This is a genomic window from Streptomonospora halophila, assembly GCF_039542725.1.
GTDB lineage: Bacteria > Actinomycetota > Actinomycetes > Streptosporangiales > Streptosporangiaceae > Streptomonospora > Streptomonospora halophila.
Genome location: NZ_BAABIK010000019.1, coordinates 1 through 13,125 on the forward strand (window position 1 = coordinate 1; position 13,125 = coordinate 13,125).

Consider the following 13,125-nt stretch of genomic DNA (forward strand, 5'->3'; position numbering starts at 1 on the left):
CGACTTCGCTCCGGCCCCCGCCGCACCGCGCACGCGCGTCGGGGGCCGGGGCGGGGTGGGGCGGCGTGGCGATGCGGCGCGGACCGTCCGACTCCGGGCAGGCCCAGCCGCCGCCCCGCCGAGCGGACAGGGCGGGGCGCGCTCGCGGGGGGACCCCCTGATCTCAAGTAAAGCCCGCGCCGGCCCGCGTCCGCCACTCCGGTTCCGCGGCTGTGGACGGCCGTCGCCCGCCGGCCCCGATGGCCGCCCCGCTCCCTCCGCGCCCGCCCGCACCACCCGCCCGGGGCACCCCGCCCCTGCGCTGCTCCCCGCACAGACCGACCGGCGGCCCTGCCGCCCCTCCCCTGCCGCCCCTACTCGGAAAGGCCCGCCGTGTCCCACTCCGACGTCTTCGCCGCTGTCGACCTCGGTGCCTCCAGTGGGCGCGTCGTCGTCGGCCGCGTCGGCCCCGACGAGCTCGCGCTGACCGAGGTGCACCGCTTCCCCAACCGCCCGCTGCGCCTGCCCAGCGGGCTGCACTGGGACATCGGCGGGCTCTACAACGGCGTGCTCGACGGCCTGCGGGCCGTCGCAGGCCACGCCCCGCGCTCGGTCGGCATCGACTCCTGGGCCGTCGACTACGGCCTGCTGGACGACTCCGGCGCGCTGCTGGGGCTGCCCCACCACTACCGCGACACCCGCACCGACGGCGCCGCACCCGCTTTCGTCGAGCGGTTCGGCGCCGCGGAGCTCTACGCCCGAAACGGGCTGCAGTACCTGCCCTTCAACACCGTCTTCCAGCTCGCGGCGGCACGCGGCACGGCGCAGCTGCGCTCCGCGCACGCACTGCTGCTCATCCCCGACCTGCTGGGCTACTGGCTGACCGGCGAGCGCGGCACCGAGGTCACCAACGCCTCGACGACCGGACTGCTCGACGTCGCCACCCGCCGCTGGTCGGCGCCGCTGGCCGAGGCGGCCGGCATCGACGTCGCGCTCCTAGGCGAACTGCGCGCCCCCGGCGAGCGCATCGGCACCCTGCTGCCGGGACCGGCCGAGCACACCGGTCTGGCCGCCGGCACCGAGGTCGCGGCGGTCGCCTCGCACGACACCGCATCGGCGGTGGCCGCGGTGCCCGCGCGCACCGAGCGCTTCGGCTACGTCTCGTGCGGCACCTGGTCGCTGGCCGGCCTGGAGCTGGGCGCGCCGGTGACCACCGAGGCGGCGCGCGCGGCCAACTTCACCAACGAGCTGGGCGTCGAGGGCACGACCCGCTTCCTGCGCAACATCATGGGGCTGTGGCTGGTCCAGGAGTGCCTGCGCGACTGGGGCCTGGACGACTCCGCGCTGCCCGGGCTGATGGAGGAGGCGGGATCCGCGCCCGCGTTCGCCGCCCTGATCGACGCCGGCGACCCGCGCTACCTGGTGCCGGGCGGCATGCCCGCGCGCATCGCCGAGCACCTGCGCGCGACCGGCCAGCCGGTGCCCGAGGACCGCGGCGGCCTGCTGCGCTGCGTCCTGGAGAGCCTGGCTTTGGCCCACCGCGACACGCTGCGGCGCGCCTGCGCGCTGGCCGGCCGGGACATCGAGGTCGTGCACCTGGTCGGCGGAGGCGCGCGCAACGAGCTGCTGTGCCAGTGGACGGCCGACGCGCTGGGCCTTCCGGTGGAGGCGGGGCCGGTCGAGGCCACCGCCATCGGCAACCTGGTGGTCCAGGCGCGCGCGGCCCTTCCGGGCGCCTCCCACGGCGACCTGCGGCGCCTGGTCCACGCGGCCGAGCGCCCGCGCCGCTACGAGCCGGCCGGCACCGCCGGGTGGGACGCCGCGGCCGCCCGCCTCGGCCTGGAGTAGCCGCGCCGCCGTCGCGCCGGGGCAGGTGCACGGCGCTGCGGGCACCCGCATCGGCGCCGACCGCCCGCCGCTGCCTGCGGCGCCGCCCGGCACCGGCGGGCCGCGGTAGCACTCGCGCTACGCACCGGTACCGGCGTCGCGCGCCAACCCGGCGAAGGTCTGGCCGAGGCCGTCGAGGAACGCCGACAGCGCCAACTCGAAGCTGTCGGCGTCGATCTCGGCGGCGTGCTCGGCGAGGCGGTGCGCCTGGGAGAGGTTGGGGTAGCGGTCGCGGTAGACCTGCACGTCGGCGTCGAAGCCGCGGGCGAAGGAGTTGATGGCCGCCCCCACCACCAGGTACTTGGTCGAGGCGCCGATCATGGTGGCGTGGCGCGGCGGCCAGCCGGCCGCGACCAGCCCGCCGTGGACGGCGTCGGCGCGGCGCAGCGCCGCCTCGCGGCGGCCCGGTCCCGCGGCGACGACCGGCACCAGGTGGGGGTGGGCCGCCAGCGCCGCGCGGTAGGAGCGGGCCCACACCGTCAGGCCGCGCCGCCAGTCGCCGGACTCGAACCCCGAGACGTCCACCTCGGCCATGATCTCGTTGGCGATGTCGGCGAGCAGGTCCTCCTTGGTGCGGTAGTGGCTGTAGAGCGAGGCCGCCTGCACGTCCAGCTCCTGGGCCAGCCTGCGCATGGAGAGGCTCTCCAGGCCGTCGCGGTCGATGAGTGCGAGCGCGGCGCTGCGGATGCCGCTCACGCTCAGCATCGGCGTCCTGGGTCGGGCCACGTGTCCTCCCGTCGTGGGCTCGCGCCGCGTTCGGCGGCGCTTCGGCCTGAGGCGATCCTGCCACGCCGCACGGGTGCGCGCAGGGCGCGGGCGCCCGCCGGCCCGCGCCGCCCCCGCGGCCGCGAGGGCGGCTTGCGCGCGGACGCGGGCAGCACCTACGCTCAAAACCGAACAGTGTTAGGTAAATTGGGGAGCTGGGGCGGATGGTCGACTTCGGGCTGAGCGAGGAGCAGCGGGAGATCCGGGCGTGGGTGCGCACCTTCGTCGAGCGCGAGATCATGCCGCTGGAGAACGACGTGCTGCGCCGCGAACGCGAGGGCGCCGCACCGGGGCTGGACGCCGACGAGGCGCGCGGACTGCGGGAGCTGGCGCGCAAGTCCGACTTCTGGGGTGTGCAGACCCCCGTGGAGTACGGCGGCATGGGCCTGGACGCGGTCACCGCCGCGCTCATCGAGACCGAGCTCGGCCGCACCTTCCTGACCTTCAAGTTCGGCGGCGAGGCCGACAACATCCTCTTCCACGCCGACGAGGAGCAGCAGAAGCGCTACCTGCTGCCCACGATCGCCGGCGAGCGCCGCTCGTGCTTCGCCATCACCGAGCCCGGCGCCGGCTCCGACGCGAAGGCGATCCGCGCCCGCGCCGTCAAGGACGGACCGGAGTGGGTGATCAACGGCGAGAAGACGTTCATCACCGGCGGCTGCGAGGCCGACTTCGCGCTGGTCTTCGCGGTGACCGACCCCGAGCTCGGCGCCGACGGCGGCGTCACCTGCTTCCTGGCCGACCGCGAGTCCGGCTGGACCTCCGAGCCCATCGACACCATGGGCGAGCGCCGCCCGGCCTCGCTGGTCTTCGACGACGTGCGCGTGCCCGAGGCCAACGTGCTGGGCGAGGTCGGCAAGGGCTTCGAGCTGGCGATGCAGTGGATCGGCAAGGGCCGCTATCTGCTGCCGGCCCGCGCGCTGGGCGGCTGCGAGCGGATGCTCCAGATGAGCCTCGACTACGCCCGGACCCGCCGGACCTTCGGCGCCGCCATCGCCGAGCGCCAGGCCATCCAGTGGATGATCGCCGACTCCGAGACCGAGATCGAGGCGCTGCGGCTGCTCGTGCTGCACGCGGCCTGGCAGGTCGACCAGGGCCGCGACTCCCGCCACGCCCAGTCGATCGCCAAGCTGTTCGGCGGCGTCAAGGCCAACGAGATCGTCGACCGGATGATGCAGATCCACGGCGGCATGGGCTACACGCGCGAGCTGCCCATCGAGCGCTGGTACCGCGACCTGCGGCTGCTGCGCATCTTCGAGGGCACCGACGAGATCCAGCGCCGCACCATCGCCCGCGACCTGCTCAAGGGCCGTGTCACGGTGGGCGGGACGCTGCGCTAGGGCGCGCCGCGCATGCGCCGGCGGGCGGCATCCGCGTCGGTGCCGTGCCGCCGGCCCGCGCCGGCGGCACCGGCCGCGCGGTCCCTCAGCTCACGCCCACCAGGTCCACCACGAACACCAGGGTCTCGCCCGGCTTGATGACGCCGCCGGCGCCCCGGTCGCCGTAGGCCAGGTGGGGCGGGATGACCAGCCGGCGGCGGCCGCCCACGCGCATGCCCAGCACGCCCTGCTCCCAGCCTTCGATCACCTGGCGCCCGCCCAGCACGAAGCTGAGCGGCTCGCCGCGGTTCCAGGAGGCGTCGAACTCCTTGCCCGTGGAGTGGGAGACACCGACGTAGTGCACGTCGACGGTGGCGCCGTGCCCGGCCTGACCGCCCTCTCCGATGGCCAGGTCGGCGACCTCCAGATCGGTCGGCGGCGGACCGGGCGCGACGTCGACTCGCGGACGTTCGAGCGTCATGGGGCACTCCTCGCCAGGGTCGGGATGAATGTCTCAGCGTACCGGCGGCCCGGCGGACCGGCGACCCGCGCCCCGCGGCGCGCACGGCCCCGCGGCGTCCCCGCGCAGGCGCGTCAGTCGCCGACCGTGGCCGCCACCAGGTGGCCGTCCCCGCGCACGGTGACCCGCCCGCAGCACGCCGGCACGAACACCGACTCGCCGCGCCCCAGCGCCAGGACCTCGCCGGACTCCGCGACCAGGTCGGCCGATCCGTCCAGGCACAGCACCACCGAGGGTGCGCCCCCGTCCAGCCGGGTGCTGATGGGCCCCGGCCCGGCGGTGGCCAGCGCGAACTCCGCGACACCGGGGCGGAACTCGGTGCGCCCGCGGTCGGGCACGGGACCGGTGAAGGGGATGGGCAGCACGGAGAAGTCCACGACCGACAGCACCTCGGCGGTGTCGACGTGCTTTCCGGTCAGCCCGGCGCGCAGCACGTTGTCGGAGCCGGCCATGACCTCCACCGCCGTACCGCGCAGGTAGGCGTGGACGTTGCCCGCGGGCAGGAACAGCGCCTCGCCCGGGCGCAGGCTGACGCGGTTGAGCAGCAGCGCCGCGACAGCTCCGGGATCGCCCGGGTACAGCTCGGCCAGCTCCACGATGGTGTCGTGGTGGGCGCCCGAGCCCAGCCGCTTCCACTCGGCCACGAAGGCTCCCACCAGCTGTTCACGCACGTCCCCGGGCAGCGTGAGCAGTCGGGTCAGCGCGGCGCGCAGAGCGGTGTGCACACCGTCGGCCGCGAGGTCGGCGCGCAGCCGCCCGGCCAACTCGCACGTCAGCCCGTCCAGGTCGGCGCGCGCGGCCGCCGGGTCGCGGAACCCGCACAGGGCCTCGAACGGCTCCAGCGCCAGGACCAGCTCCGGCTTGTGGAAGGGGTCGCGGTAGTTGCGGTGGGGAGCGGTGACCGGGATGCCGGCGGCCTCCTCGGCGGCGAAGCCCGCGCGGGCGCGGGCGGAGTCGGGGTGGACCTGCAGCGACAGCGGCTCCTCTGCGGCCAGCACCTTCAGCAGGAACGGAAGGCGCTCGCCGAACCGCTCGACGGTGCGCTCGCCCAGCATCTCCTTAGGTGCGGCGGCGATGACGTCGTCGAAGGAGGAGGGGCCCTCGGGGGTGATGACGGTGCTGGGCGCGCCGGGGTGCGCCCCCAGCCACAGCTCGGCCTGGGGCCGCCCGTCGGGCTCGATGCCCAGCAGCCGGGGGATGGCGGTCCGCGCCCCCCACGGGTACGGGCGTACCTGGTTGATCAGCCTGTGCATCCGCCCTGCTCTTCCCGTTCTCCTACGCCGGTGTCCCGTCGGTTTCAGTCTGCTCGACCGGGCACCGCCGCGTCAGTCCGGCCGCCCCTTCAACCGGGGGTGGTGCTGGCACCACCCGTGCGCCGCGCCGCGCGGTCCAACGTATCGAACCGCGCGGCGTGCACCTTGACTTCCCGGTCGGGGGCGGAGAGCGTACCGGAAGGCCGCCGCCCAGGCAGACGGAGCGCCGCATGCACGACGAGTACGCCCGACTCGACCGCCGCCTCACCCGTGTGCTGGGCGAACGCCTGTGGGCCGCGGTCTATTCGGCCGCCGTCCCGCTGACCGTGGAGCGCTGGGACGCCCCCGGCGGGCCGGTTCCGGCCGCCGAGGGCGTCGCGGCGCCCTACTCCCCCGCCGCCGTCGGGCAGGCGTGGGGACCGCCGTGGGGCACCACCTGGTTCCGCTTCACCGGCCGGGTGCCCGCCGAGTGGGCGGAGCGCACGGTGGAGGCGGTCCTGGACCTGGGATTCGACCCCGACCGGCCCGGGTTCTGCGCCGAAGGGCTCGTGCACCTCCCCGACGGCACACCGCTCAAGGGGCTCAACCCCCGCAACCGGTGGGTGCGGGTCGCCGCGCCGGCGCGCGGCGGCGAGCGGGTCGACCTGCGGGTGGAGGCCGCGGCCAACCCGGTGGTCCTCGGGCCGGACGGCTTCGCCCCGACGCCGCTGGGCGATCCGGCCACCGCCGGTGCCGACCCGCTGTACCGGCTGCGCCGGGCCGACCTGGCGGTCTTCGACGCCGAGGTGTGGGGCCTGAGCATGGACGCCGAGGTGCTGGGCCAGCTGATGCGGGAGCTGCCCGAGAGGTCGCCGCGCCGGGCGCGCATCCGCACCGCCCTGTCACGGGCACTGGACGTGCTCGACCCGACCGACCCGGCCGGCACGGCCGCCTTGGCCCGCGAGCTGCTGGCACCGGTGCTGGCCGACCCGGCCGAGGCGAGCGCGCACCGCATCTCGGCGGTGGGACACGCCCACATCGACTCGGCGTGGCTGTGGCCGCTGCGCGAGACGGTGCGCAAGGTCGCGCGCACCGTCGCCAACGCCACCGCGCTGATGGATGAGGACCACGGGTTCGTCTACGCGATGTCGCAGGCCCAGCAGTTCGCCTGGCTCAAGGAGAGCCACCCCGCACTGTTCGCGCGGCTGCGCGAGCACACGCGCGCAGGCCGGTTCGCACCGGTGGGCGGGATGTGGGTGGAGGCCGACACCAACATGCCCGGCTCCGAGGCGCTGGCCCGCCAGTTCGCCTACGGCAGGCGGTTCTTCCGCGACGAGCTGGGGGTCGACACCCGCGAGGTGTGGCTGCCCGACTCCTTCGGCTACTCGGCCGCGCTGCCGCAGCTGGTGCGGCTGTCGGGGTCGCGCTGGTTCCTCACCCAGAAGCTGTCGTGGAACGCCGACAACGCCTTCCCGCACCACACCTTCTGGTGGGAAGGCATCGACGGCAGCCGCGTGTTCACCCACTTCCCGCCGGTGGACACCTACAACGCCGAGCTGACCGGGCACGAGCTGGCGCACGCCGCGCGCGGGTTCCGCGACGCCGGACCGGCCTCGCGCTCGCTGGTGCCGTTCGGCCACGGCGACGGCGGCGGCGGACCCACCCGCGAGATGCTCGCGCGGGCGGCGCGCACGGCGGACCTGGAGGGCTCTCCGCGGGTGCGCCTGGAGAGCCCGGCGGCGTTCTTCACCGCCGCCGAGGCGGAGTACGCCGACCTGGCCCCGGTGTGGCTGGGCGAGCTGTACCTGGAGCTGCACCGGGGCACCTACACCAGCCAGGCGCGCACCAAGCAGGGCAACCGGCGCAGCGAGCACCTGCTGCGCGAGGCCGAGCTGTGGGCGGCGACGGCGGCCGTGCGCACCGCGGGCGCGGACCCCGGCGCCTACCGCTACCCCTACGAGCGGCTGGAGGCGCTGTGGAAACGGGTGCTGCTGCACCAGTTCCACGACATCCTGCCGGGCACCTCGATCGCCTGGGTGCACCGCGAGGCGGCGCGGGCCTACGCCGAGATCACGGCGGAGCTGGAGGAGATCGCCGACGGCGGGCCACGTGCTGGACAACGGGCTGCTGCGGGTGGCGGTGGACGCGCGGGGTCTGGTCACGTCGGTCGTGGAGGCGGCGACCGGCCGCGAGGCCCTGGCGCCGGGCGCGGCCGCCAACCTGCTGCAGATCCACCGCGACCTGCCCAACGCGTGGGACGCCTGGGATGTCGACGCCTTCTACCGGCGCATCGCCTCCGACGTCACCGCCGCCGATTCGGTGCGGGTGCTGCGCGAGGGGCCCGAGGGGGCGGCGGTGGAGGCGGTCCGCTCCTTCGGCTCCTCGACGGCCCGCCAGGTCGTCGCGCTGGAGCGCGGGTCGGTGCGGGTGGACTTCACCACCGAGGTCGACTGGCACGAGCGCGAGCGCTTCCTCAAGGCGGCGTTCCCGCTGGACGTGCGCGCGCACGAGGTCGCGGCCGAGATCCAGTTCGGCCATGTGCACCGCCCGGCCCACACCAACACCTCCTGGGACGCGGCCCGGTTCGAGGCCTGCGGGCACCGGTGGGTGCGCGCGGGCGAGCCGGGCTACGGCCACGCGCTGGCGACCGCCTCCACCTACGGCCACGACGTCGACCGCGCCGTTCGCCGCGACGGCGGCACCACCACCGTGCTCCGGCTGTCGCTGCTGCGGGCGCCGCGCTTCCCCGACCCCGAGGCCGACCAGGGCCGGCACGCCTTCTCCTACGCGCTGGTGCCGGGCGCCGGCGTCGCCGATGCGGTGCGCGAGGGCTACCGGCTCAACCTTCCCGAGCGCGCGGTGCCCGGAGGCGCCGACGTGGCGCCGCTGGTGGCGGCGGAGGGCGCGGGCGTGGTGGCCGAGTCGGTGAAGCTGGCCGAGGACCGCTCGGGCGACGTGGTGGTGCGGCTGTACGAGGCGCACGGGGCGCGCGCCCGCGGCGCGCTGCGCGCGTCGTTCCCGCTGGCCGGCGCGGTCGCGGTGGACCTGCTGGAGGAGCCGGTGGAGGAGAGCCCGATCGAGGTCTCCGGCGACTGGGTGGCCTTCGCCCTGCGCCCGTTCCAGATCCTCACCCTGCGGCTGGCGCGGGGCTGAAAGCCCGCCCGCGCCGGGGATGCCGACGCCCTGAGCGGGCGACCGCCCCGCGACCGGCGCCGACGGCCGACGGCCGCGTCGGATAACAATTCCGAACGGGGAGGATCACACGTACTCACAAATGGTATTACCATTGCCGCCAGCCGTCTTGGCGCACGTCACATCGCGCGCCGGCCTCGTCCCCATTCCCGGAGGAACCCGTGGAACCGATTGACCCCGCATACGGCACGGTGCCGCTGCTGCTGATAGCGGCCGCATCGATCGCCGTGCTCCTGACACTCATCATCTGGGCGCGGCTGCACGCCTTCGTCGCGCTCGTCCTGGTCAGCCTGGGCGTCGCGCTGGCCACCCGCATCCCGCTGGACGACGTCGTGCCCACCATGCTCTACGGCTTCGGCGATACGCTCGCCAGCGTCGGGTTACTGGTGGGCCTGGGCGTGATGATCGGCCGGCTCCTGGAGGTCACCGGCGGCGCCGGTGTGCTCGCCGGAACCCTGATCCGCGCCTTCGGGGAGAAGCGCGCGCCGCTCGCACTGGGCGTCGCCTCCCTGATCTTCGGCTTCCCGATCTTCTTCGACGCCGGACTGATCGTCATGCTGCCGATCGTCTTCAGCGTCGCGCGCCGCCTCGGCGGTTCCGTGCTGCTCTACGCGCTGCCCACCGCGGGCGCCTTCGCCGTGATGCACGCCTTCGTGCCGCCGCACCCCGGCCCCGTGGCCGCCGCCGGGCAGATCGACGCCGACATGGGCGTCACGCTGATCGTGGGCCTGGTGCTGGCCGTGCCGACCTGGTACATCGCCAGCTACCTCTACTCGCTCTACGCCGGTCGGCGCTTCCACCTGCCCGCCCCCGCCGAGTTCGGCGCCGCCTCCCCCGAGGGCGGCGACGCCGCCCCGGAGCCGACCTCCGGCGGCACGGGCGGCGGTACCGCCGCCAAGACCGCCACCCGGACCGCGCCCGCCGGCGACTCCGTGCCCCAGGACGCACCGCGCCTGGCGACGGTGCTGGGCATCCTGCTGCTGCCGATGCTGCTCATCTTCGCCAACACCGGCCTGACCACCCTGAGCGCCACCGGCGCCGTGCCCGGCGACGCCCTCTGGGTCCAGGCGCCCGTGCTCATCGGCCAGACGCCCATCGCCCTGCTGATCACCACGGTGGTGGCCATGGTGGCGCTCGCCCCGGGCCGCTTCTCCCGCTCCTACCTGGAGAAGCTCGCCAACGACTCGCTGGCGCCGGTCTGCTCGATCATCCTCATCACCGGCGCCGGCGGCATGTTCGGCGGTGTGCTGGAGATCAGCGGCATCGGCAACGCGCTCGCCGACAGCCTGGAGTCCACCGGCATGCCGGTGATCCTGGCCGCGTTCGTGATCGCGGCGTGCCTGCGCGTGGCCCAGGGGTCGGCGACGGTCGCGCTGACGACCACGGCCGCGCTCATCGCCCCGCTGGTGGCCTCCTCCGGCGGCCTGAGCACCATCGACCTGTCGCTGATCGTCGTGGCGATCGCCTGCGGCTCCACCGTGCTCTCCCACGTCAACGACTCCGGGTTCTGGCTGGTCGGCCGGTTCCTGGGGATGGACGTCAAGACCACGCTGCGCACGTGGACGGTGATGGAGACGCTGATCGGCACCGTCGGCTTCGTGCTGGCGGCGCTGCTGAGCCTGGTCCTGTAGACCGGCAGGCGCCCTGGAGGACGGCCCCCGCTCAGCCGCAGTCCGCGGCCTCCTCGTCCTCCAGGGCCGACACGACCTCGTCGACGATCGCGCGCATGGCGGCCTGGGCCACATCGGCCAGGCCGCCTCCGATCGCGTCGGCGACGTGGGTGTGCAGGCGCAGCGCCTCGGGCCGGGGCCGGCGCGGCATCAGGTCGTACTCGGTGCGGCCGGTCAGCACCTCCGAGACCACGCCCGTGAGCCCGGCGAACATCTCATTGCCCGACATCTCCAGGATGCTGCGGTGGAACTCGATGTCCAGGCGCAGGAAGGCCTCCAGGTCGCCGCTGCGCCCGGTGGCGACCATGCGCCCGTTCAGCTCCACCAGGAACTCGCGGTCGGCGGGGGTCGCGCGGCGGGCGGCGAAGGCGGCGGCGGGCGGCTCCACGGCGGCGCGCAGCTCCGTCAGCGAGCGCAGCTGGCCCATCCGGCCGGGTCCGGCCAGCCGCCACCGGATCAGCTGGGGGTCGTGGACGCTCCACTCCTCGGGCGGGCGCACCCGCACTCCGGTACGCGGGCGGCTGACCACCAGGCGCATGGACTCCAGGACGCGCACGGCCTCGCGCGCCACGGTCCGGGACACGCCGTAGCCCTGGGCCAGCCGGTCCAGGGTAAGAACGGCCCCGGGCTCGTATTCGCCCGCGGCGATGGCGGGCCCGACCTCCGCGAGGACGCGGTTGTGCAGGGTCCGGTGATCGGGGGCGGCGCTCATGTGTCTCCTTCGGCCCTGCAGCGGCTGCGAGGGCACGGGGGCGCCCGCAGCACGTCGGCGATTCATTGGTAACACTATTAGGACGCGTACAGGGCGCGTTCACAGATCCGCACGGTTGGAGCAAGGAATGGCACACGGCACGCACTTCGTCGTCATGGGGGTCTCGGGCACGGGCAAGAGCACCGTCGCCGAGCCGCTCGCGCAGCGCCTGGACCTGCCCTTCGCCGAGGCGGACGACTTCCACCCCGCCGCCAACGTCGCCAAGATGTCGGCCGGAACCGCGCTCACCGACGAGGACCGGCAGCCGTGGCTGGAGTCGCTGGCCGCGTGGATCGCCGAGCACGACGGCCGCGGAGAGTCGACCCTCATGGCCTGCTCCGCACTCAAGCGCAGCTACCGCGACGTGCTGCGCGCGGCGGCCTCCGACGTCCGCTTCCTGCACCTGGACGGGTCCATCGAGCTCATCGCCGCGCGGCTGCGCGAGCGCAAGGGCCACTTCATGCCCGAGACCCTGCTGCGCTCCCAGAAGTCCACCCTGGAGCCCCTCGCCGACGACGAACCGGGCGCCACGCTCGATATCGCACCCCCCGTCGAGGAGGTCGTCGAGCGCGCCGCCCGGATCGTAGCCGGCGCGCTGGGCCGCGAGTCCGACTCGCGAGAGTAGGCCGGCGGCGGGCCGGTGCAGGTCAGGAGTCGGCGGTTTCCATGTGTCCCATGCGGATCGAGATCTCCACGGCGGCCTTGCAGACCGCCTCGCCGATGGCGGGGAGCTTGTCCTCCTCCATCCGGTACGAGGGGCCTGACGCGCTGAGAGCGGCGATGACCTCGCCCGTGAGCCCGCGGATCGGCGCGCTTACCGCGTTGAGGCCCACCTCCAGCTCCTCGACCGCCTTGGCGAATCCCCGTTGGAGGATCTCGTCGATCTCGGCCTGCAGGGAGTCGGCGTCGGTGATTGTGTGGGGGGTGAGCCGCTCCAGTGGCCCGCGCAGTACCCGACGCTGGTCGGGGACCCGCATGTAGGCCAGCAGCACTTTGCCGGTGGAGGTCGTGTGCAGGGGGTTCTGCCGGCCGATCCAGTTCTGGCTGACGATCGCCGAGGCCCCGCGGACCTGGTCGATGTTGACGACCATGTCTCCGCTGGGTATGGCGATGTTCACCGTCTCACCGAGATCGGATGCGAGATCTTCGCAGACGCGCCGACTCTGCTGGGTGAGGTCGAGTCCGGCGGCCATGGTGCCGGCCAGCCGGATGATGCCGAACCCGAGTTGGTACTTGCCGCGCAACCCCGGCTGCTCGACGAGTCCGCGCCGCTCCAGGGCCCCTACGAGCCGGAACGCCGTGGACTTGTGTACGCCCAGCTCGGCCGCGATCTCGGTGACCCCGGCTTCGCCGTGCTGAGCGAGTATCTCCAGAACAGTGATCGCCCGGTCGACCGACTGGACGGGCGCCCCGTTGCTGCCCGAGCCAGACTTGGCCGACTCCGCTTCACCGCCCGACCCCCGCTCGACCCGGTCCGGATCAAGGGTGCTTTGACTCTTTCCTGCGCGGTGGTCGTTGGAAGCCATGCACACCACGATAGTGGTCGATTCTTGACACTCCCTGGACACGCCCGAACGACTTGGTATTTCTGCAGGTCACAGGCTTCCTCACGAGTAAACTCAGGCCTCTGGAGCCGCGGCGGGCGACGGGGCCGCCTCCCGCGCAGCAGGCGCGCCCTCAGGAGTGCACGTCGCCCCGCGCCCGCCGACTGCGCCCGGGCCCCGAGCGGCGTCGGCCCGGGCGGCGAGGCGCTCCACCACCCGGTAAGAGCAGCGCGGAGTCGGTCCGGCGGCGGCCGAGAGGCAAAGGC

General features: G+C 74.3%; 10 protein-coding genes and 1 pseudogene. 6 read left to right on the plus strand and 5 right to left on the minus strand.

Features of this window, described 5'->3' with window-relative positions:
- Positions 1–372 precede the first annotated feature (372 nt).
- On the plus strand, positions 373–1,827 hold the full coding sequence (locus ABEA15_RS16475) for a rhamnulokinase (protein ID WP_345557322.1): 1,455 nt from the start codon (positions 373–375) through the stop codon (positions 1,825–1,827).
- A gap of 117 nt (positions 1,828–1,944) precedes the next feature.
- On the opposite strand, the gene ABEA15_RS16480 is transcribed toward ABEA15_RS16475, so the two are convergent.
- On the minus strand, positions 1,945–2,592 hold the full coding sequence (locus tag ABEA15_RS16480) for a TetR/AcrR family transcriptional regulator (protein WP_344144682.1): 648 nt from the start codon (positions 2,590–2,592) through the stop codon (positions 1,945–1,947).
- A gap of 203 nt (positions 2,593–2,795) precedes the next feature.
- Between ABEA15_RS16480 and ABEA15_RS16485 the strand changes: the two genes are divergently transcribed.
- A complete protein-coding gene (locus ABEA15_RS16485; RefSeq protein WP_344144684.1) occupies positions 2,796–3,971 on the plus strand; it encodes an acyl-CoA dehydrogenase family protein in 1,176 nt (391 codons plus the stop codon).
- An 85-nt stretch (positions 3,972–4,056) separates the two neighbouring features.
- Here ABEA15_RS16485 and ABEA15_RS16490 read toward each other — a convergent pair whose 3' ends face one another.
- Complete coding sequence (locus ABEA15_RS16490; RefSeq protein WP_344144686.1) at positions 4,057–4,431, minus strand: FKBP-type peptidyl-prolyl cis-trans isomerase; 375 nt, start codon at positions 4,429–4,431, stop codon at positions 4,057–4,059.
- Positions 4,432–4,544: 113 nt separating this feature from the next.
- Complete coding sequence (gene manA, locus ABEA15_RS16495; protein ID WP_344144688.1) at positions 4,545–5,723, minus strand: mannose-6-phosphate isomerase, class I; 1,179 nt, start codon at positions 5,721–5,723, stop codon at positions 4,545–4,547.
- A 230-nt stretch (positions 5,724–5,953) separates the two neighbouring features.
- Here manA and ABEA15_RS16500 point away from each other — a divergent pair.
- The 3 genes and pseudogenes from ABEA15_RS16500 to ABEA15_RS16510 all read left to right on the plus strand — a co-directional run.
- Positions 5,954–7,741, plus strand: a pseudogene (locus ABEA15_RS16500) (alpha-mannosidase); the annotation flags it as partial.
- A gap of 70 nt (positions 7,742–7,811) precedes the next feature.
- A complete protein-coding gene (locus ABEA15_RS16505) occupies positions 7,812–8,855 on the plus strand; it encodes a glycoside hydrolase family 38 C-terminal domain-containing protein (protein ID WP_345557325.1) in 1,044 nt (347 codons plus the stop codon).
- A gap of 200 nt (positions 8,856–9,055) precedes the next feature.
- Entirely contained in the window at positions 9,056–10,525 is a 1,470-nt protein-coding gene (locus ABEA15_RS16510) for a GntP family permease (RefSeq protein ID WP_344144692.1), read from the plus strand.
- A 31-nt stretch (positions 10,526–10,556) separates the two neighbouring features.
- On the opposite strand, the gene ABEA15_RS16515 is transcribed toward ABEA15_RS16510, so the two are convergent.
- On the minus strand, positions 10,557–11,276 hold the full coding sequence (locus ABEA15_RS16515) for a FadR/GntR family transcriptional regulator (RefSeq protein ID WP_344144694.1): 720 nt from the start codon (positions 11,274–11,276) through the stop codon (positions 10,557–10,559).
- Positions 11,277–11,403: 127 nt separating this feature from the next.
- Between ABEA15_RS16515 and ABEA15_RS16520 the strand changes: the two genes are divergently transcribed.
- The gene (locus ABEA15_RS16520; protein ID WP_345557328.1) at positions 11,404–11,940 is read left to right on the plus strand and encodes a gluconokinase; all 537 of its coding nucleotides are present in this window, start codon (positions 11,404–11,406) and stop codon (positions 11,938–11,940) included.
- 22 nt (positions 11,941–11,962) lie between these two features.
- On the opposite strand, the gene ABEA15_RS16525 is transcribed toward ABEA15_RS16520, so the two are convergent.
- Positions 11,963–12,841: an IclR family transcriptional regulator gene (locus ABEA15_RS16525; protein ID WP_344144698.1), complete on the minus strand. Its 879-nt coding sequence runs from the start codon at positions 12,839–12,841 to the stop codon at positions 11,963–11,965.
- Between the last annotated feature and the right edge of the window lie 284 nt (positions 12,842–13,125).